15 protein-coding genes are annotated in these 17,618 nt (G+C 62.9%); 10 read left to right on the forward strand and 5 right to left on the reverse strand.

The genetic code is table 11. From position 1 onward, the window contains the following. Positions 1–8: 8 nt before the first annotated feature. Positions 9–626 carry a flavin reductase family protein gene (locus tag EO094_RS08245; RefSeq protein ID WP_128291720.1) on the forward strand — a complete coding sequence of 206 codons (618 nt, stop codon included), beginning with the start codon at positions 9–11 and terminating at the stop codon, positions 624–626. Here EO094_RS08245 and EO094_RS08250 read toward each other — a convergent pair. After that, on the reverse strand, positions 592–1,515 hold the full coding sequence (locus EO094_RS08250) for an HpcH/HpaI aldolase/citrate lyase family protein (RefSeq protein WP_246008398.1): 924 nt from the start codon (positions 1,513–1,515) through the stop codon (positions 592–594). The genes EO094_RS08245 and EO094_RS08250 overlap by 35 nt on opposite strands. A gap of 121 nt (positions 1,516–1,636) precedes the next feature. Here EO094_RS08250 and EO094_RS08255 point away from each other — a divergent pair, with 121 nt between their 5' ends. After that, positions 1,637–2,779, forward strand: coding sequence for a DUF2336 domain-containing protein (locus EO094_RS08255; RefSeq protein WP_246008441.1), 1,143 nt, complete (start codon positions 1,637–1,639; stop codon positions 2,777–2,779). 3 nt (positions 2,780–2,782) lie between these two features. Here the strand turns inward: EO094_RS08255 and EO094_RS08260 are convergent, their stop codons facing one another. Continuing rightward, positions 2,783–3,562: an NAD kinase gene (locus EO094_RS08260; RefSeq protein WP_128291722.1), complete on the reverse strand. Its 780-nt coding sequence runs from the start codon at positions 3,560–3,562 to the stop codon at positions 2,783–2,785. A gap of 146 nt (positions 3,563–3,708) precedes the next feature. Here EO094_RS08260 and cutA point away from each other — a divergent pair, with 146 nt between their 5' ends. Further along, on the forward strand, positions 3,709–4,074 hold the full coding sequence (gene cutA, locus EO094_RS08265) for a divalent-cation tolerance protein CutA (protein ID WP_128291723.1): 366 nt from the start codon (positions 3,709–3,711) through the stop codon (positions 4,072–4,074). After that, the gene (locus EO094_RS08270) at positions 4,071–4,595 is read left to right on the forward strand and encodes a P-loop nucleotide/nucleoside kinase family protein (protein ID WP_128291724.1); all 525 of its coding nucleotides are present in this window, start codon (positions 4,071–4,073) and stop codon (positions 4,593–4,595) included. Before cutA ends, EO094_RS08270 begins: the two co-directional genes overlap by 4 nt. Positions 4,596–4,612: 17 nt before the next feature. On the opposite strand, the gene EO094_RS08275 is transcribed toward EO094_RS08270, so the two are convergent. The 3 genes from EO094_RS08275 to EO094_RS08285 all read right to left on the reverse strand — a co-directional run bounded on the left by EO094_RS08275 (position 4,613) and on the right by EO094_RS08285 (position 10,213). Further along, entirely contained in the window at positions 4,613–6,787 is a 2,175-nt protein-coding gene (locus EO094_RS08275; RefSeq protein ID WP_128291725.1) for a putative bifunctional diguanylate cyclase/phosphodiesterase, read from the reverse strand. A 156-nt stretch (positions 6,788–6,943) separates the two neighbouring features. Continuing rightward, positions 6,944–8,593, reverse strand: a complete 1,650-nt coding sequence (locus EO094_RS08280) for an alpha-amylase family protein (RefSeq protein ID WP_128291726.1) — start codon at positions 8,591–8,593, stop codon at positions 6,944–6,946. Between the two features lie 27 nt (positions 8,594–8,620). Continuing rightward, entirely contained in the window at positions 8,621–10,213 is a 1,593-nt protein-coding gene (locus tag EO094_RS08285) for an alpha-amylase family glycosyl hydrolase (protein ID WP_128291727.1), read from the reverse strand. 324 nt (positions 10,214–10,537) lie between these two features. Between EO094_RS08285 and EO094_RS08290 the strand changes: the two genes are divergently transcribed. From EO094_RS08290 to kdpB, 6 genes are all read left to right on the forward strand, one after another. Further along, positions 10,538–11,626: a transporter substrate-binding domain-containing protein gene (locus tag EO094_RS08290; protein WP_128291882.1), complete on the forward strand. Its 1,089-nt coding sequence runs from the start codon at positions 10,538–10,540 to the stop codon at positions 11,624–11,626. A 181-nt stretch (positions 11,627–11,807) separates the two neighbouring features. After that, positions 11,808–13,031 (forward strand): hydantoinase/carbamoylase family amidase, encoded by a 1,224-nt coding sequence (locus EO094_RS08295; RefSeq protein WP_164879588.1) that lies wholly within the window; start codon positions 11,808–11,810, stop codon positions 13,029–13,031. A 14-nt stretch (positions 13,032–13,045) separates the two neighbouring features. Then, complete coding sequence (locus EO094_RS18420) at positions 13,046–13,297, forward strand: hypothetical protein (RefSeq protein ID WP_164879589.1); 252 nt, start codon at positions 13,046–13,048, stop codon at positions 13,295–13,297. Positions 13,298–13,665: 368 nt separating this feature from the next. Beyond that, a complete protein-coding gene (gene kdpF / locus EO094_RS08300; RefSeq protein ID WP_128291729.1) occupies positions 13,666–13,755 on the forward strand; it encodes a K(+)-transporting ATPase subunit F in 90 nt (29 codons plus the stop codon). Between the two features lie 9 nt (positions 13,756–13,764). Next, positions 13,765–15,486: a potassium-transporting ATPase subunit KdpA gene (kdpA, locus tag EO094_RS08305; protein ID WP_128291730.1), complete on the forward strand. Its 1,722-nt coding sequence runs from the start codon at positions 13,765–13,767 to the stop codon at positions 15,484–15,486. Positions 15,487–15,581: 95 nt separating this feature from the next. After that, positions 15,582–17,618, forward strand: coding sequence for a potassium-transporting ATPase subunit KdpB (gene kdpB, locus EO094_RS08310; RefSeq protein ID WP_128291883.1), 2,037 nt, complete (start codon positions 15,582–15,584; stop codon positions 17,616–17,618).

The raw sequence follows: 17,618 nt of genomic DNA on the forward strand, positions 1-17,618 counted from the left end.
GATTTTAGATGCGTTATACGCCGCGCCTGCGGGACCACGGGCTCGCACATGATCCGTTCAAGGCGATTGTCGCGCCCCGTCCGATCGGTTGGATTTCGAGTCTCGATCCGGAAGGGCGTCTCAATCTCGCGCCCTATTCCTTCTTCAACGCCGTCTCCAACGATCCTCATATCGTGATGTTCTCGTCCTTTGGCGAGAAAGACAGCGTGAAGAACATCGAGGCGACAGGCGAATTCGTGTGCAATCTCACGACGTTCGATCTCCGCGAAGAGATGAATGCAACCTCTGCCGCCTATCCTTGCGGGGTGAGTGAGGCGGAAGAGGCGGGGCTCGCCATGGCGGAGAGCGCCGTCGTCAAGCCGCCGCGCGTTCGCGATGCGCCGACGGCGCTCGAATGCCGGCTTCTCAAGGCGGACCGTCTCGCCGGTCTCGACGGGCAATGGTCCGGCAACATCGTCGTTTTCGGAGAAGTCGTCTCGATCTATGTCGATGACCGCTTCATCCGCGACGACCGCTTCGACATGGCGGCGGCCCGAACGATCGCGCGCTGCGGCTATTTCGACTATGCCGTGGTCGACGGTGTCTTCGAGATCATTCGCCCGAAGGATCCGAAGGTGAGGGGCTGACGATCTTACGGATCTGGGTGATCTGAGCGGCGCGCGCGACAAGGCGTTCGGCTCGTCGCAGATCGCTCTGATCGCAGGCATGCCCCTCGATCGCGAGCAAGCCCGGGTTTCCTGCTTCTCGGAACGCGGCAATCAAAGCCTCGGCCAGCGCGACCGCGTCGGGATCCGGCGTAAACGCAGCGTTGATTGCCGCCACCTGTGAGGGATGGATGGCGATCTTGCCCGCGAAGCCTGCGTCAGCAGCCTTCGCTGCTTCGGCGGCAAGCCCCTCTGAGTCGGCAAAGTCCTGATAGGGGCGATCGATGGCATCGACATGTGCTGCACCGGCGGCAAAAAGGCACAGATTGCGTGCAAGCGCAGCTGGGTTTCCCCAGTCGTCGTCTTCATCGCTCTCCCTCTGGCGCCCGATTCCCGCCGCAGACCTGTCGCCGCACCAGACAAGGCCGCAGAGGCGCGCAACGTCGCCGGCATAGCTTCCGAGCGCCAAGACGGAATCGGGCCGATCTCCTGCGATTGCGAGAATGCGTGTGCCGCCGTCTGGAAGACCGTGAAGCGCTTCGCGAACGGCGATGCGTGCGCCGAGGAGCATGACATCGTCTTTTCCAGCCGCGGCCGACAGTACGATGCCGGTGGGCGCACCGGTCATGACATGGTCGAGATCGCCCTCGCTCAGAGGGCTCGCGAGAGTGTTGATGCGCACAAAGAGGCGAGGGCGCATGAGACCGACATGCTTGCGCAAAAAGTCTGTCGCCAGCTTTCGGGCCTTTCCCTTGTCCCGCGGGGCAACCGAATCGGTGAGATCGAGGATGAGCGCGTCGGCGCCGCTCGTCAGCGCTCCCGCGAGCTTCCGCTCGCTGTCTGCGGGCACGAGAAGGTAGGAGCGCATCATTTTTCACCCATCGTTGGGGCCATAGTTGGGGACTGAGGAGGACGCTGCGCAAAGGCCGACGCTATGGTGAACCGATCATTAATCATCCCCGTGCACGATCCATACCGAGGAGAGTGTCTTGATGATCGTCGAACGGTTTTTGACCTGGATCGAAAGTGCCGCACCGAGGCGACGTGTGGAAGCCGCGAGTGCGCTCGCACGTGCTTTTCTCACCTCCGAATTGTCGCCGGAGGAGCATGACGGCCTCGAAGCAGCGATGACCATCCTGCTCGACGATCCGAATCGTCTGGTACGTCTGGCGCTCGCGGAACAGCTGGCAGACAGCGAGAGGGCGCCGCACCATGTCATTCTCGCGCTGTCTGCAGATCACTTTGACGTGGCGACGATCGTGGTCGAACACTCGCCGCTTCTCCTCGACGGCGAACTCGTCGATCTCGTGGCGACACGCGAGCCGGAAGTGCAGGCGGCGATCGCGCGTCGCAGGACTGTGTCGCGCGCGCTTGCCGCCGCGATCGCGGAAGTCGGCTGCCTGGAAGCCGTGATGGATCTCCTCTGCAACGATGGGGCCTGCGTGGCGCGTTTCTCCCTCGATCGGATCGTCGCACGTTATGGCCACGAGGCGGAGCTGCGCGAAATGCTCTTGGCGCGCCGCGATCTGCCTGTGGCCGTGCGCCAGGTCCTTCTGGAAGATCTGGCTGACAGCCTGTGCGCCTTCGTCTCCGCGAGAGGCTGGCTTTCTCCGATGCAGGCGCGTGCGGTTGCCGACGAAACGCTCGAACGCGCGGTCCTCGTCTTGGCCGAAGACGCCGGACCTGCGGGCCTCGTGCAACTCGTCAACCGACTTCTCGATTCGGATCAGCTGACCCCCGTGCTCCTCGTGCGCGCGGCGGTCTGCGGACAGATCGATTTCTTCGAGCAAGCGATCGCCGCGCTTGCCGATATGCCGCGACGGCGGGTTTCCGCTCTCGTGGCCGCCGGGCGCTCCTCCGGGCTCGGCGCACTTCTTCGAAAGGCCGGACTGCCCGCGAGCGCCGTGCCTGTCATCGTGACCGTCATGGAGGTCCTGCGCGACCTCGATTGCGAGGCCGGTTCCGGTCACGATTATCGGCGCGCGACCCGGCTGATCGACGCCGTGCTCCTGCGTTACGGAGCCCGGCCGACGGGTGAACTCGACGATCTTCTCGCTCTTCTGAGGCGTCTTGCGATGGATGCAAAGCGTGATGCAGCGCGCGGCTATGCCCTTCAGATCAAGGCGGCCGCCTGAGCGTCAGTAGCGGAACTGCTCGGCCAGGATGCGTTCGTCCCAGCCGTGATCGGGATCGAACATGATAAAGCCGGTCACCGTCTTGTCTTCGACGATCGAAACCTGACGCACGCTCTTGAATTCCGTGTGGTCGGCGACCGCATTGACCGGCCGCTTGTCGGTCTCGAGCACTTCGAGCGTCACTTCGGCCCGATCGGGCAGCAGGGCGCCGCGCCAGCGACGCGGCCGAAACGGACTGATCGGGGTCAAGGCCAATAAGGGCGCGTTGATCGGGATGATGGGCCCGTGGGCGGAGAGATTGTAGGCCGTCGAGCCTGCCGGTGTCGCGAGCAGTATGCCGTCGCAGATGAGCTCTTCGAGGCGGACATGGCCGTCGATGGTGATCCTCAGCTTTGCGGCCTGATAGGATTGGCGGAAGAGCGCCACTTCATTGACGGCGTGCGCCGTGATCGTTTCGCCGTCCGCGGTGAGAACGCTCATGCGTAGCGGATGGACCGGCTCCACCTTCGCTTCCGAAATGCGTTCCATCAGACCTTCCGGCCTGTACTCATTCATCAGAAAGCCGACGGAGCCGCGGTTCATCCCGTAGATCGGCTTGCCCGAATCCATGTGTGCGTGCAGCGCCTGCAGCATCAACCCGTCGCCGCCGAGAGCCACGACGACATCTGCATCTTTGGGCGGGACCTCGCCATAGGTTTCCCGCAAAAGGTCTGCCGCCCCCACGGCCTCGGGCGAATCGGAGGACATGATGGCGATCTTCTTGATCGGCGATACGATCGTCATGACGGGCGTGTCGGTAGCGGCGGTTGTGGTGAGCCCAGCTTCGGGTCACGTTTCGCCTAGCACGGAGCCGGCCGCTTCGGCAAAGCTGTAGTTGTGTGCGGATCCTGGAAGGCCCTCGCGGACACGGAAATCAAAGGCGAAAGACTATGGACTACGAAGAGCAGCGGAACCGCATTGCGGGCGGGCAGCAGGAGAGGGGGCAGTTGATGCTCCTCTATATTCCGTGCCCGGACATGGAGACGGCGAAAGAGCTCGCTGCAGCCGCGGTTTCCGAAAGGCTGGCAGCCTGCGCCAATATCCTTCCCACAATGGTCTCCGTCTATCGCTGGCAGGGCGCCATCGAGGACGAGGAGGAGACGGTGTTGATCCTGAAGACGCCGCCCGAGAGGGAGGCGGACCTGCGTCGCCTCATCGAGGCAAGACACCCTTATGACGTCCCGGCCATCCTGACGCTTGCCACGGTGCAGGTGAACACACCCTATCTCGAATGGGCTCAGGCGGAGACGGCATGAGCCGCAGCCGCAAGCGCGGGCTCCTCGTGTCTCTCTCCGGTCTTCCCGGTGTCGGCAAGTCAAGCATCGCGAGTGTGCTGGCCGCCGAGATCGAGGCCATCTGGCTTCGTATCGATTCCATCGAGAACGCCATTCGCGCGTCCGGCGTCGTCGATGACGATATGAAGGATGCCGGTTACCGCGCGGCCTATGCCGCTGCCGCGGACAATCTCGCCTTGGGTCATCGCGTCATCGCCGATTGCGTCAATCCGTGGATGCTGACCCGCGATGCGTGGGGCGAGGTCGCGCGCACAGCCGACGCAGAGCTTCTGGAGGTGGAGATCATCTGTACGGATCGTGATGCGCACCGCCAGCGGGTCGAAACCCGAATGATGGTTTCGGACGGCTGCGCAGGACCGACCTGGCAAGAGGTTGTGGCGCGGGATTACCGGCCCTGGACGCGTCCCGTCCCGGTGGTCGAAACCGCGGGCAAAAAGGTTTGCGACTGTGCGGCCGATATTCGGCACATGCTGGCGCTTTAAGGGGCTCGCCTGCGCAATCAGGCGGCGCCGCGTTGTCTTCCTTCGATCAGCATGTCGTTGATCGCTTCTGGCGGGACCGGCCCGGAAAACAAGAAGCCCTGGATTTCGTCGCAGCCGATGAAACGCAGATATTCGCGCTGCCGCTCGGTTTCGACGCCTTCAGCCGTCACCAAAAGTCCAAGCGCGTGGCCGAGTTCGACGATTGCGTCGACGATCGCGGTCGAATCGGCCGTTTCTCCGATCGGTTGCACGAAGGAGCGGTCGATCTTCACTTTGTCGACCTTCAGCATCCTGAGCCGGTTGAGGCTCGAATAGCCCGTGCCGAAATCGTCGAGCGCGACCCGCACGCCATGGCTTCTCAGATGCAGCAATTCCTCTGCAGCACTTCTGCCTTCCTTGAGGAGGACGCTTTCCGTGATTTCGATTTCGATCTGGTTCGGATTTACCCTTTCCTCGTGCATGATCCGGAGCAGGCGCCCGGCAAGCCCATGCCGTTCGAACGAGCAGGGCGATATGTTCACGGCGACGGTCAGCTTCGGCCATTCGCGCGCCTGACGACAGGCGTGGCGCAGAACCCACTCGTCGAGCTTGACCACGAGGCGGGTGTCTTCAGCGAGGCCAATGAAGGCGCCGGGCAAAAGGAAGCCGAGCCGCGGGTGACGCCAACGCAGAAGCGCTTCCACCCCGCGAATTTCGCCGTCGCGCCCCGCCACTTGCGGCTGATAGTGAAGGACGAGATCGCGACCGCCCCGCAGCAGCGTCGCCGCGAGTTCTTCTTCGATGAGATGGCGGGCGCGCAGGGCTGCGTCCATCTCCTGGGAGAAGGCGACGAAGCGGTCGCGGCCTTCGCGCTTGGCCGCATAAAGCGCAATGTCGGCGCGCCTTAGAGATTCGCTTCGGGGCTGGTCGGGATGAAGGAAGGTGTAGCCGATCGAGACGCCGACATGGGCCGTGCCTCCTGCGATCGAGAAAGGCGCATTGGCGCATGCGAGGATGCGCTCGCAGATCAGCGAGATATCGTCTGGCGTGGCGAGATTGCGAAGAAGGATGGCGAATTCGTCGCCGCCGAGGCGCCCCAGCGTGTCGTTATCGCCGAGCAGGCTCGTGACGCGGGCTGCGAACTGCTGGATGACATCATCGCCCGCTGGATGACCGTAGGTGTCGTTCACTTCCTTGAAGCGGTCGAGATCGGCGAAAAGGAGGGCAATGGTCTCTCCGCCTGCCAGAGGCAGGACGCGCTCCAGCTGTTGGATGACGCCTGAGCGATTGGGCAGGCCGGTCAGCCCGTCGTGCGACGCGAGATGGAGTGCGCGTAGGCGCCCAGCCTCGATCTCGGCCGAGCTTCGGTAGACGTTGCGGGCGTAGAAGGCGATAAGCGCAAGCATCGCGAGACCCGCGATCACGGCTGTCGGAAGCACCTGGTTGAGGATTTCGCGACCGGGCAGGTCAGGTGCCCAGGCGAGATAGGCGAGCGTGTTGCCCTTGTAGTCCAGAACCGGCAGAGAGGTTTCGTCGAACCTCTCTGGCTCTTTCGCCTGGATGCGGGCCTTGGTCAGAAGGTAGCCGTCACGTATGTGATCGAGGAAGGCGCGGTCGATGAACTGCACGCTGACGAGCACGTACTCCGAGCCTGGTGTGACACGCAGCTCTTCCGAATAAGCCAGGAGCGGGAGGAGGCTAATGATCGCGGGGTGTCCGCCGATCATCTTGACACTGCGCTCGACGACGGCGTCGCGGCCTTCGACTTCCGCGAAACGGCGGTGGAGGGTCGCCAGTTCGGGCTCTACGATGTCTAGCACCTCACGGGCATTCCCGAGATCCGCTGCCCTGCCTCCTTCCATCGCGTAGATTGGGCGGTTGTCAGGGGCGACGACAAGGGTGCGGTCGTGGCCGAAAAACTGATACATCCATTCGCCGAGATTCTCGTGAATCCATGGCATATCTCGGGCGTTGACCGCCTCGACGGCTTCATCCCACCAGGTGACGCTCTTCTGCTCTTCGGAGACGCGCGTCGTCTGGGCCTCCATGGCATGTCGCACGAGCTGCTGCTGTCTTTCGATGGAGACATGGTCCGTGCCCACGAGCGCTTGCAGAACGACGAACAGCATCCCGCCAACAGCCAGGAGGGCGAACAGGCTCATCACCCACAATACGTGGGTGGAAAGCGCTTTCGCCTTGCGGATAGCTCCCATGTCGAAACCTCTTTGAATCGAGATCTAATGGGATGTCTGTCTGATCTGAGGCTGACCTCCTGAACGCAAAGCGTCGGGGCAAGGCAGAATGTGGTTGAGAAACAACGAATTTTAGGCGTGGGTGGGTGCTGCCGCTGGGACTTCAGCGGCTCGCGATCAGCGGCGCTCCTGGTCTGGCCGCAGCCAGGCGAAACCGTAGGGCGCGAGCCTCAGGTTGGCGCCTGGTTTCAAGTCGCGAGGGGGGGCGCCGGGTCCGAAGAGAACGGAGGTATAGGCGGTCTCCCCGGTCTCGCTTTCCTGCGCGGGTTCGAGGGTTACCTCCACATCCTTGTCGGAAAGGTTGTGATAGGTGAAGGTAACGTTTCCTTTCCATTCGCAACGCATGGCGAGGACTCGCGTATCGCCATCCATCAGCGTCCATTCTCCCCATCCGATCTCCGGCAGAGAACGGCGAATGCGCACGAGCTCTCGCACGAAGGAGAGGAGTGAGTCCGGGTCGTGCATCGCGTCGGCGATGTTGACCTTGTCGTAGCCGAAAGGGCCGTCGCTCAGGACAGGACGAACGAGAGCCTCGGGATCGGCTGAGGAAAAGCCGCCGTTCTTGCGGTTCGACCATTGCAATGGCGTGCGCACGGAATTGCGCTCCTCAAGGCTTAGGTCGTCGCCCATGCCGATTTCCTCGCCGTACCAGATGACGGGTGTGCCGGGCAGCGCGAACATGAGGGCGTAAGCGAGCTTGAGGCGGCGCACATCGCCTTCGAGCATCGGTGCGAGGCGGCGACGGATGCCCCGATCATAGACGATCATTCCCGGGTCCGGCGCCATCGCATCGAAGACCTCCTGGCGCTCTTGCGAGGACAAGCGGCCGAGATCGACTTCGTCGTGGTTCCGGAGGAAGGAGCCCCACTGACCTTCCACAGGCAGATCCGGCATGATCGACATGATGCGGCGGATCGGCTCGGCGTCGCGGCGCGTCATGGCAAGAAACATGTGCTGGTTCAGCATGAAGTTGAAGACCATGTGCATGCGGTTGCCGTCCTCCCCGAAATAGCTCGTCACCTCCTTCATGGTGACGTTGGCTTCGGCGAGAAGGACCGATTCCGCCTTTCGCCAGGAGAGGAAGCGGCGCATGTCGGAGAGATATTCGGCCGGGTCGCGGGCCGGAGCGTGATCGAGGCCGAGATATTCGATCAGGAAGGGCACGGCATCGATGCGGAAGCCCGAGACGCCGAGCTGCAGCCAAAAACCCATGATCTTGTCGATCTCTTCGCGCACCGCCGGGTTGGCGATGTTGAGATCGGCCTGGTGTTTGTAGAAGCGGTGCAGGTACCAGGCCTTAGCCTTCTGGTCGTAGGTCCAGATCGCCTCTTGCACGCCGGGAAACACGATGCCGTCGTGGATGTTCTCCGGCTTTTCCTCCGACCACACATACCAATCGCGATAGGGGGAGTTGGGGTCGGAGCGGGCGCTTTGGAACCAGGGATGGTCCGTCGAGGTGTGGTTGACGACGAGGTCGACCAGCACCCGCAGGCCTCTGTCTGCCGCGGCGCGCGTGAAGGCGACGAAATCCCCGAGTGAGCCGAGACGTGGATCGACATTGTAGAAATCGGAAATGTCGTAGCCGTTGTCGCGGTTGGGTGTCGGGTAGAAGGGCAGGAGCCAGATGCAGGTCGCGCCGAGCGCCTCGATGTGATCGAGGCGGTCGGCCAGCCCGCGGAAATCGCCGACCCCGTCGCCATTGCCGTCCATATAGGCGTCCACATCAAGGCAATAGATGACAGCGTTCTTGTACCAGAGATCGAGCATTGCAGGGCTCCTGCCTGAGGTTTGAGATCAGTCGGCGAGTTCGATGACGAGGCCTTCGTTTGCGGGTATCTCGATGGTGCCGGAGAGCTCGTCGCCGGCCTCTCTTCCGAGGCAAGACAGCACGACGTGGCCACGCACGCCCTCGTCCAGCATCAGCCGATGGGTGGTGCTGCCGAGGTTGAGGACGATCAGAAAGCGCTCCTCGCCGTGCTCGCGGCGAAACGCGAGGATGTCTCCTTCGGCCGTTACGGGCACGTAGCGTCCGACGGAAAGAGCCTTTCGCTCGCGCCTCAGCTCGAGCAATCGCTTGTAGAGGCAGAGAAGCGAGGATCGATCCTGCTTCTGGGCGGCGACGTTGCGGTCTTTCTCTCGGTGATCCACCGGCAACCAGGGCTCGACAGTCGAAAAGCCGACGTGGTCGCTCTCATCCCATTGCATCGGGGTGCGCGCCGGATCGCGGTTGAAGCCGAGGCCCGGCTCGTTCTTCTCCCACGGATCCTGCACGCGTTCGGGAGGGATCGGGACCTGCACCATGCCGATCTCGTCGCCGTAATAGAGCGTGGGCGTGCCTCGAAGGGTGAGAAGCAGCAAAGCCGCAACCCGCGCCTGATCCGGACCGAGACGATCGGCGATGCGCGCCTGGTCGTGGTTTCCGAGCACCCAATTCGGCCAGCCGCCTTCTGGAAGCGCCGTTTCGTATTCGCGGATGAGATTGTCGATGTGACGGGCATCCCAGGCCGACTGCAGGAGCTGGAAATTGAACGGGAGGTGCGCGCCTTTGAGGTCGTCGCCGTAATAGGCCATCAAGCGCTCGATCGGCAGATAGATTTCGCCGATCAGGACACGCTCGTCGTACTCCTCGAGCACGGCGCGCATCTCAGCGATCACCTCGTGCACTTCCGGCTGATCGCAGGAATGAACCTCGAGCAGGCGATTGAGCTCGCGCTGATGCGGCTCATAGGCGGGATTGATGGGGTTGTCGCGCAGGTCGGCATCCTTGATCAGATGCCAGATCACGTCGACGCGGAACCCATCGACACCCCGGTCGAGCCAGAAGCGCAGGGCGTCGTGCATGGCCCACCGCACTTCCGGGTTTCGCCAGTTGAGATCGGGCTGCTCCTTCAGGAAGGCATGGTAGTAATACTGGCCCGTCGCTTCGTCGAACTGCCAGGCGCTGCCACCAAAATTGGAGATCCAGTTGTTCGGTGGGCCACCGTCCGGAGCCGGGTCGCGCCAGATATACCAGTCCCGTTTCGGGCACTCGCGCGAAATGCGGCTCTCCTGAAACCAGGGGTGCCGGTCCGACGTGTGGTTCGGCACGAAGTCCAGGATGAGCTTCACGCCGGCTTTGTGGATGTCGGCGCTCAGGCGGTCGAAATCCTCAAGCGTCCCGAAGATCGGATCGACGTCGCAATAATCGGCAACGTCGTATCCGAAATCGGCCATCGGAGAGGGGTAGAAGGGCGAGATCCAGACCGCGTCGACACCGAGCCAGGTGAGATAGGGGAGGCGTTGGCGGATGCCTTCCAGGTCGCCGATGCCGTCGCCATTCGAATCTTGAAAAGACCGCGGGTAGATTTGGTAGATCGTTCCATGCTGCCACCACAGAGTGTCGGACATCTCGCCTCTTTCTCTCGCTCTTTCTTTGCTGTGAAACCGTCGTCGCCCGTCGCAAGCTGAACGCGTGAGGCCGCGCGAGGTTCGCATCTTCGGAAAACCGATTTCGCTTTCCGGCCAGCGGGTTTCTCCGGCCGGAAAGTTGGCGTTCCGAGGTTCTGTTAGGCGACGGCTAAGACATCTTGACGAAGATGTGGGCGAAGCAATCGAAAACCCGAAGAAGGGCGCCGGGGGACAGTCTCAGTGAAGCTATCAATTCGTTTTGTTCTCAATAGGCGGTGGACGGCACTGTCTCACTACGTGATGCTTTTGCTTGTTATCGTTCTCATGAGTGCTCCGGGCGATGCATTTGCCCAAACCTCTGACGGAGAACCGGCGGCCCCTGACGAACAGACGCAGGAGCAAGCATCTCCGCGTGCGGTCGATGTCGGGCTTTACATGAGCCCGCCTTTTGTCATGAAGCAGGACAGCCGCTATGAGGGCATGGCGATTGATCTCTGGGAGACGATCGCCGGGCGACAGAACTTCAAAACGAACTACCAGCCCTATCCGACCATTGCGGCACTTCTCGACGCGACGGCCTCTGGCGAGATCGACGTTGCGGTTACCAATCTCTCCATCACCGAACAGCGTGCCCTCCGGATAGACTTCACCTATCCCTGGTTCGACGCCGGCCTTCGGATCATGATCAACAAGGATGCCGGGGCCGGCTTCAGCGAGGTCGTGTCGGGGTTGAGGGATAGCGGCTTTCTGAGAGCCTATCTTTGGCTCGCCTTCGTCATTCTCGTGGCGACCGTCCTGAGCACCCTCTATTATCGGCGCTTCGATCCGGAGTTTCCTAAGACGTGGCCCGATGCGCTTGCCGAGGGCTTTTACTCCGTCATGTCGGTGGCGACGTCCGGGCGGGCTCCGATCCGCAAGAACCTGTTCGGCTGGGTCGGCCGGGTCTGGGCAGCCCTCTGGCTCGTCTGCGGTGTCGCTGTCGTCGCCTATCTGACGTCGACTGTCACGAGCGTCATGACGGCGATTTCGATCAACAGTCAGATCGACAGTCTAGCCGATCTGCCGGGAAAAACCGTCGGGGTGTTTAAGGGCGGTGTTTCGGAGGCTTTCGCCCAGCAGGCCTTTCTCGAGACGCGGGCCTACAATGATCTCGACGGGGCTGTGGCCGGTCTCCTTGATGGCGATATCGATGCGATCATCGCCGATGCGCCCGTCTTGGAATATTACGCCCACACGCATCAGGATGAGCCGCTCGACGTCGTGGGTCCGATCTTCGAGCCGGACAAATATGGTTTCGGCGTCAGCCGAAATTCCGGTCTGACGCGAGATTTGACCGTCGAGGTCCTCTGGGCCGAAGAGAGCGAGCTGGTGGAACGTTTGCGCACGCAGTATTTCGGAGACGATCCCTCCTGAGCTTTCTGCATCGCGGTCGGGGCGGCCCGCTGTCGTCGAAGGCGTCCATGCCCGTGGTCGTGCCTTCGGCGCTCGACGAGGCTCGCGATCCGCGCCATGAAGGAGCCTTCACGTGTTCGCGGCAGTCGGGGCGGTGCATCGATCGCTCTGCCTTCGTCCGCGCCAGAATGAAGAGCCGGCTGTGGTTGAGATCAAGAGTGAAAGGCTGATCGCAGATTTGCGGCGCCTCGCCGAATTCGGAAAGTACAAGACCGGGGTCGATCGGATCGCGTTTTCGCAGGCCGATGTCGCGTCGCGCGACTGGCTCAAAGAGAGGCTGGGCGAAATCGGTCTCGTCGTGAAGCAGGATCGTTTCGGCAATGTCTACGGGGCGTGGCCGGACGTCGACCGGGCTCTGCTGCTCGGTTCGCATTCCGACACGGTGCCGCGTGGCGGCTGGCTCGATGGTGCCATGGGCGTCATCTATGCGCTCGAAGTCGCGCGGGCATTTCGCGAGAGCGGCACGAGCGTTCCTGTCGGTATCGACGTCATCGCCTTCCAGGATGAGGAGGGCACCTATCTGCCTCTCCTCGGCTCCAAGAGCCTCGCCGGACTCCTGTCGGAGGGTGACGTCGGGCATGCGCACCGATCGGATGGCGATGCGCTCACCTCTGCCATCGCTGCGGCAGGTTTTTCGGGCGATCCGATCGTCGCCGACAGGCGTCGTCTCATTGGTTTCCTCGAGGGCCACATCGAACAGGGCCCACGGCTTCTCGCTGCTGGGCGGAGGATCGGCATCGTCACCGGCTTTGCCGGCACGCGCCGAATGAGCGTGAAGGCGGAGGGGCGTGCAGATCACGCCGGAACCACGCCAATGACGATGCGCCGCGATGCCGGCCGCGCGATCTTCGCTTTCGCGTGCTGGGTGGATTCGGCCTTTCTGGAACTCTCCGGAGCGGAGACCGTGTGGAATATCGGCAGTGTGGCGCTGAGGCCGGGCGCCCCGAACGTCGTGCCGTCTCAGGCCGAACTTGCGCTGGAGTTTCGAGACGGCGACCTGGAGCGGCTGGAGCGAATGGAATCGGCGGTGCACGACAAGGCGGCGGGACTTCAGCGCGAGACCGGGCTTGCTGTCTCCGTCGATGTGACCACGCGGGTCCCTCCGACGACGACCAATGCAAAACTTGCGGGGGAACTCGCCGAAGCGGCCGCAGATCTCGGCGAACAACCGCTGCGGCTTGCAAGCGGAGCCGGTCACGACTGCATGATTATCGGTCAGACGATGCCGGCGGCGATGTTTTTCGTACCGAGCATCGGTGGACGCAGCCATGATATCGACGAAGATACGGCGGAAGAGGATATCGTCTTCGGCTGTCGGGTGATGGCTCGTACGGTCGAGCGATTGATCTCAAACGAGCTGCCGTGACGAGGGGAAGAACGATGCGCGCCATTCACCGTCGAAAGGATACCTCCTCTTCGAACCTCGCCTCGAAGGTCGCGACGCAAGCCGCGCTGGCGCTTGGTCTTTTTGCCGTTCTTGGAACGCTTGGCGGATGCGGGATGGGCCGCACGGTGTCGGATACGTCCAACACGTTCGATGACCTTTCCGGCCTCGCTCAGAAATGGCACGAGCCGGACCGAAAGGCAGAGGACGGGAGCCCGGCCTCGGAAACGGAGCCCGCGTCGCGTTAGCCTCCGGCGAGGCGTTCCGACTGCGAAGTTTGGAATCGTCTCAACGACTTCGATCGAAACGTTCATCCAAGCATTGCGGCTTAGGACGGGCAGGGCGCTTCACCCCCGAATGGCCCATGGTTTGCCCTTGGGGACTCTGTGTGACGTCGTGGTCGTGCGAGGGAGGCCCGATGTCGCCTCCTTCATTTATGCCTCGTTGATGCGATCCGCCAAAAACGCGAATGGCCTGTTTATGGCCTCCGCTCCCATCCTCCGGTCACGTTTCGGATGATGGAGATGAAATGCTCGACGTTTTCTTTGTCGGCCTCGCGCTTGGCTTTTTCGCTGCCGCGGCCCTTTCGCTGCGCCTCATCGAGAGGCTTTGAGCGATGGCTTTCGACTTTGTGCTCGGCGCTGTCGTGGCGCTCGCCCTTCTCGGCTATCTCGTCTGGGCGCTCCTCAACCCAGAAAAGCTTTGAGGTGCGGCCATGTCTTCCGACATCCTGCTTTTCATCGTCTATTGCGTTGCGATCACGGCGCTCGCCTGGCCGCTCGGCCTCTTCATGGCGCGGCTCTTTTCGGGAGAACCAACACTCCTGACGCCGGTCCTCGGCCCGATCGAGCGGCTTTTCTATCGCACCGGCGGCATCGATCCTGACACGGGTCAGAATTGGGCGCGCTACGCGGCCGCCTGCCTCGCCTTCAACGCGGTCGGCTGGCTGATCCTTTATGCGATCCTGCGGCTGCAGGGCCACCTGCCGCTCAACCCACAAGGTTTTGGGGGGCTTGCGCCCGATCTCGCCTTCAACACGGCGGTCAGCTTCGTCACCAACACCAACTGGCAGGCCTACGGAGGCGAGACGACGCTTTCGTATCTCAGCCAGATGGCGGGGCTGACGGTGCAGAACTTCGTCTCGGCCGCGACCGGCATCGCCGTCGGCGCCGCCGTGATCCGAGGCTTCGCCGGTCGCGGGTCCGATGGCGCGGATGCGCGCAACCTCGGCAATTTCTGGGTCGATCTCACCCGGGCGGTTCTCTACCTGCTCTTACCGCTCTCAATCCTCTTCACGCTCTTTCTCGTCTGGCAGGGCGTGCCGCAAAACCTTTCCGCCTATGTGGACGCCACGACGCTCGAGGGCGCGCGGCAGACGATCGCCCAGGGGCCAGCAGCGGCGCAGATCGCCATCAAGCAGCTCGGCACCAATGGCGGCGGCTTCTTCAATGCCAATTCCGCCGTGCCTTATGAAAACCCGACGCCGCTTTCGAATTTCGCCGAGATGGTGGCGATCCTCCTCATCCCGGCGGCCTTCACCTTCATGTTCGGTCACATGGTGCGCGACATGCGCCAGGGCGTGGCGATCTTTGCCGCCATGGGCATCCTCTTTCTCGGCGCGCTTGCGCTCACCTATGGGGCGGAGAGCGAAGGCAACGCGCTCTTCGCGAACCTTCCCGTCGAGCAGGCCGCCGGCAATATGGAGGGCAAGGAAGTCCGCTTCGGCGTCGGCGAATCGGCGCTCTGGGCGACGGCGACGACTGCCGCCTCCAACGGCTCGGTCAATTCCATGCACGATAGCTTCACGCCGCTCGGTGCTCTCGCGCCGATGCTGCTCATGCAGGTCGGCGAGGTGGTCTTCGGCGGCGTCGGCTCCGGCTTCTACGGCATGCTCGCCTTCGTCGTGCTGACGGTCTTCCTGGCCGGGTTGATGGTCGGGAGAACGCCGGAATATCTCGGACGCAAGATCGAGACGAAAGAGGTGAAGCTCGCCGTCATCGCCTTCCTGGTGATGCCGCTCGGCGTCCTCGTTTTCGGCGCCGCGGCTGCGACGCTCCCGGTGGCGCTCGCCTCGCTCCAGGACAAAGGCCCGCATGGGCTGTCGGAGATCCTTTACGCCTATTCCTCGGCGACGGGGAACAACGGCTCCGCCTTTGCGGGCTTCGGGGCCGCCACGCCCTTCCACGACACGCTCCTCGGGATTGCCATGCTCCTCGGCCGCTACGTCTTCATCGTGCCGATGCTGGCGATCGCCGGCTCGCTGGCGGCCAAGAAGAAGGTCGCGGCCTCGGCCGGCACATTTCCGACGGACGGTCCTCTCTTCGTCACGCTTCTCGTCGCGGTCGTCCTGATCCTCGGCGGGCTCACCTTCTTTCCGGCGCTCGCCCTCGGGCCGATTGCCGAACACACGGCGATGCTCGCCGGGGAGACGTTCTGATGCCGCAAGCTCCATTGCCTGCCGCCACCCACGGCGATCTCCCGAGCGCCGACGCTGCAGCCCTCCATCCGCATCCTGTCAGAAAGCCAGGCGCCATGCGCAGAAAGCCCGACATTTCTCTCTTCGACATGCAGGTGACGGGGCCGGCTTTGCGCGTGGCGCTCGTCAAGCTCGACCCGCGTCATCTGATGAAGAACCCCGTCATCTTCGTCACGGAGGTGGCGGCGGCGCTCTCCACGCTCGTTTTCCTGCGCGGCGTCGTGACCGGTTCCGACGAGACGGCGGTGGTTGGCCAGATCGCAGCCTGGCTCTGGTTCACGGTCTATTTCGCGACCTTTGCCGAAGCGATGGCGGAAGGTCGTGGCAAGGCGCGGGCGGACACGCTGCGGGCGACGCAGACAGAAACGCCTGCGAAGCTTCTCGCAGCACTCGATGCGGTGGAGACGCGGAAGGTTTCGAGCCACACGCTGAAACCCAGCGATCTCGTTCTCGTCGAAGTGGGAGACATCGTCCCGGCGGATGGTGAGATCGTCGACGGCATCGCCTCGGTCGACGAATCGGCGATCACCGGCGAATCCGCCCCCGTCATTCGCGAGGCGGGGGGCGATCGCTCCGCCGTCACCGGCGGTACGCGCCTCGTCTCCGACTGGCTGAAGGTGAAGGTGACGTCGAAGCCGGGCGAGACGTTTCTCGACCGCATGATCGCGCTCGTCGAGGGAGCGGAACGGCAGAAGACGCCGAACGAGGTTGCGCTCGGGATCCTGCTTGCCGGCATGACCATCATTTTCCTCATTGTCACCGCGACGCTCGAGCCCTTCCTGCTTTATTCCGGTGCGACGGTTCCTGTGGCCTTCCTGATCGCGCTTCTCGTCACTCTCATCCCGACGACGATTGGAGGTCTTCTCTCGGCGATCGGGATTGCCGGGATGGACCGGTTGGTGAAGGCGAACGTCATTGCCAAGTCCGGTCGGGCCGTCGAGGCGGCGGGCGATGTCGATACGCTCCTTCTCGACAAGACCGGAACGATCACCTTCGGCAACCGGATGGCCGACGATTTTCTGCCGGTTGCAGGCACCGATGAACGGCAGCTTGCCGAGCTTGCGCATCTTGCTTCGGCGGCGGACGAGACGCCGGAAGGAAAATCGATCGTCGACCTTGCCCGCAAACGCCTCGGCCGAGAGATCGATCACGACGAGCGCGTGGTCACGACCATTCCGTTCAGTGCGCAGACCCGTATCTCAGGGGCGGATCTGAAAGACGGGCGTGAGATCCGCAAGGGAGCGAGCGACGCGATCCTCGCCTGGTGCGACAAGGCCGCGACGCCGGAGCTGTCGCGCCTCATCGAACGCATCGCCCGCTCCGGCGGCACGCCGCTCGTCGTCGCCGCCGACCGCAAGCCGATCGGCGTCGTGCATCTGAAAGACGTCGTGAAGCCCGGTATCCGCGAGCGCTTTGCCGAGCTCCGGCGCATGGGGGTGCGCACCGTCATGGTGACGGGCGACAACCCGCTGACGGCGGCTGCAATCGCTGCCGAAGCAGGCGTCGACGATTTCCTGGCGGAAGCAACGCCGGAAAAGAAGCTCGAACTCATTCGTGCCGAGCAGGCGGGGGGCAAACTCGTCGCCATGTGCGGCGACGGGTCCAACGATGCGCCGGCGCTTGCGCAGGCCGATGTCGGCGTCGCCATGAATTCTGGGACACCCGCCGCCAAGGAGGCCGGCAATCTCATCGATCTCGACAGCGATCCGACGAAACTCATCGAGATCGTGCTGGTGGGCAAGCAGCTCCTGATCAGTCGCGGGTCGCTCACCACCTTCTCGATCGCCAATGACGTAGCGAAATATTTCGCGATCCTTCCGGCGATCTTCGTCGCCGCTTATCCCGGTCTCGCAGCGCTCAACGTCATGCGGTTGGAAAGCCCGGCAAGCGCCATCCTCTCGGCGGTGATCTTCAACGCGCTCGTCATCATCGCGCTCATTCCGCTCGCCTTGAAGGGCGTGCGCTATGCGCCGGCGACGGCCGCGAGCCTCTTGCGGCGCAATCTTCTCATCTACGGCCTCGGGGGGCTCATCGTGCCCTTCATCGGCATCAAGGCCATCGACCTTCTCATCAACTCCATCGCAATCGTCTGA

It is taken from the genome of Afifella aestuarii (assembly GCF_004023665.1).
GTDB lineage: Bacteria > Pseudomonadota > Alphaproteobacteria > Rhizobiales > Afifellaceae > Afifella > Afifella aestuarii.

Coding starts and splice junctions, on each gene's coding strand:
- EO094_RS08245 (WP_128291720.1), top strand. CDS start 9: ATGCGTTATACGCCGCGCCTGCGGGACCACGGGCTCGCACATGATCCG.
- EO094_RS08250 (WP_246008398.1), bottom strand. CDS start 1,515: ATGATGCGCTCCTACCTTCTCGTGCCCGCAGACAGCGAGCGGAAGCTC.
- EO094_RS08255 (WP_246008441.1), top strand. CDS start 1,637: ATGATCGTCGAACGGTTTTTGACCTGGATCGAAAGTGCCGCACCGAGG.
- EO094_RS08260 (WP_128291722.1), bottom strand. CDS start 3,562: ATGACGATCGTATCGCCGATCAAGAAGATCGCCATCATGTCCTCCGAT.
- cutA (WP_128291723.1), top strand. CDS start 3,709: ATGGACTACGAAGAGCAGCGGAACCGCATTGCGGGCGGGCAGCAGGAG.
- EO094_RS08270 (WP_128291724.1), top strand. CDS start 4,071: ATGAGCCGCAGCCGCAAGCGCGGGCTCCTCGTGTCTCTCTCCGGTCTT.
- EO094_RS08275 (WP_128291725.1), bottom strand. CDS start 6,787: ATGGGAGCTATCCGCAAGGCGAAAGCGCTTTCCACCCACGTATTGTGG.
- EO094_RS08280 (WP_128291726.1), bottom strand. CDS start 8,593: ATGCTCGATCTCTGGTACAAGAACGCTGTCATCTATTGCCTTGATGTG.
- EO094_RS08285 (WP_128291727.1), bottom strand. CDS start 10,213: ATGTCCGACACTCTGTGGTGGCAGCATGGAACGATCTACCAAATCTAC.
- EO094_RS08290 (WP_128291882.1), top strand. CDS start 10,538: ATGAGTGCTCCGGGCGATGCATTTGCCCAAACCTCTGACGGAGAACCG.
- EO094_RS18420 (WP_164879589.1), top strand. CDS start 13,046: ATGCGCGCCATTCACCGTCGAAAGGATACCTCCTCTTCGAACCTCGCC.
- kdpF (WP_128291729.1), top strand. CDS start 13,666: ATGGCTTTCGACTTTGTGCTCGGCGCTGTCGTGGCGCTCGCCCTTCTC.
- kdpA (WP_128291730.1), top strand. CDS start 13,765: ATGTCTTCCGACATCCTGCTTTTCATCGTCTATTGCGTTGCGATCACG.
- kdpB (WP_128291883.1), top strand. CDS start 15,582: ATGCGCAGAAAGCCCGACATTTCTCTCTTCGACATGCAGGTGACGGGG.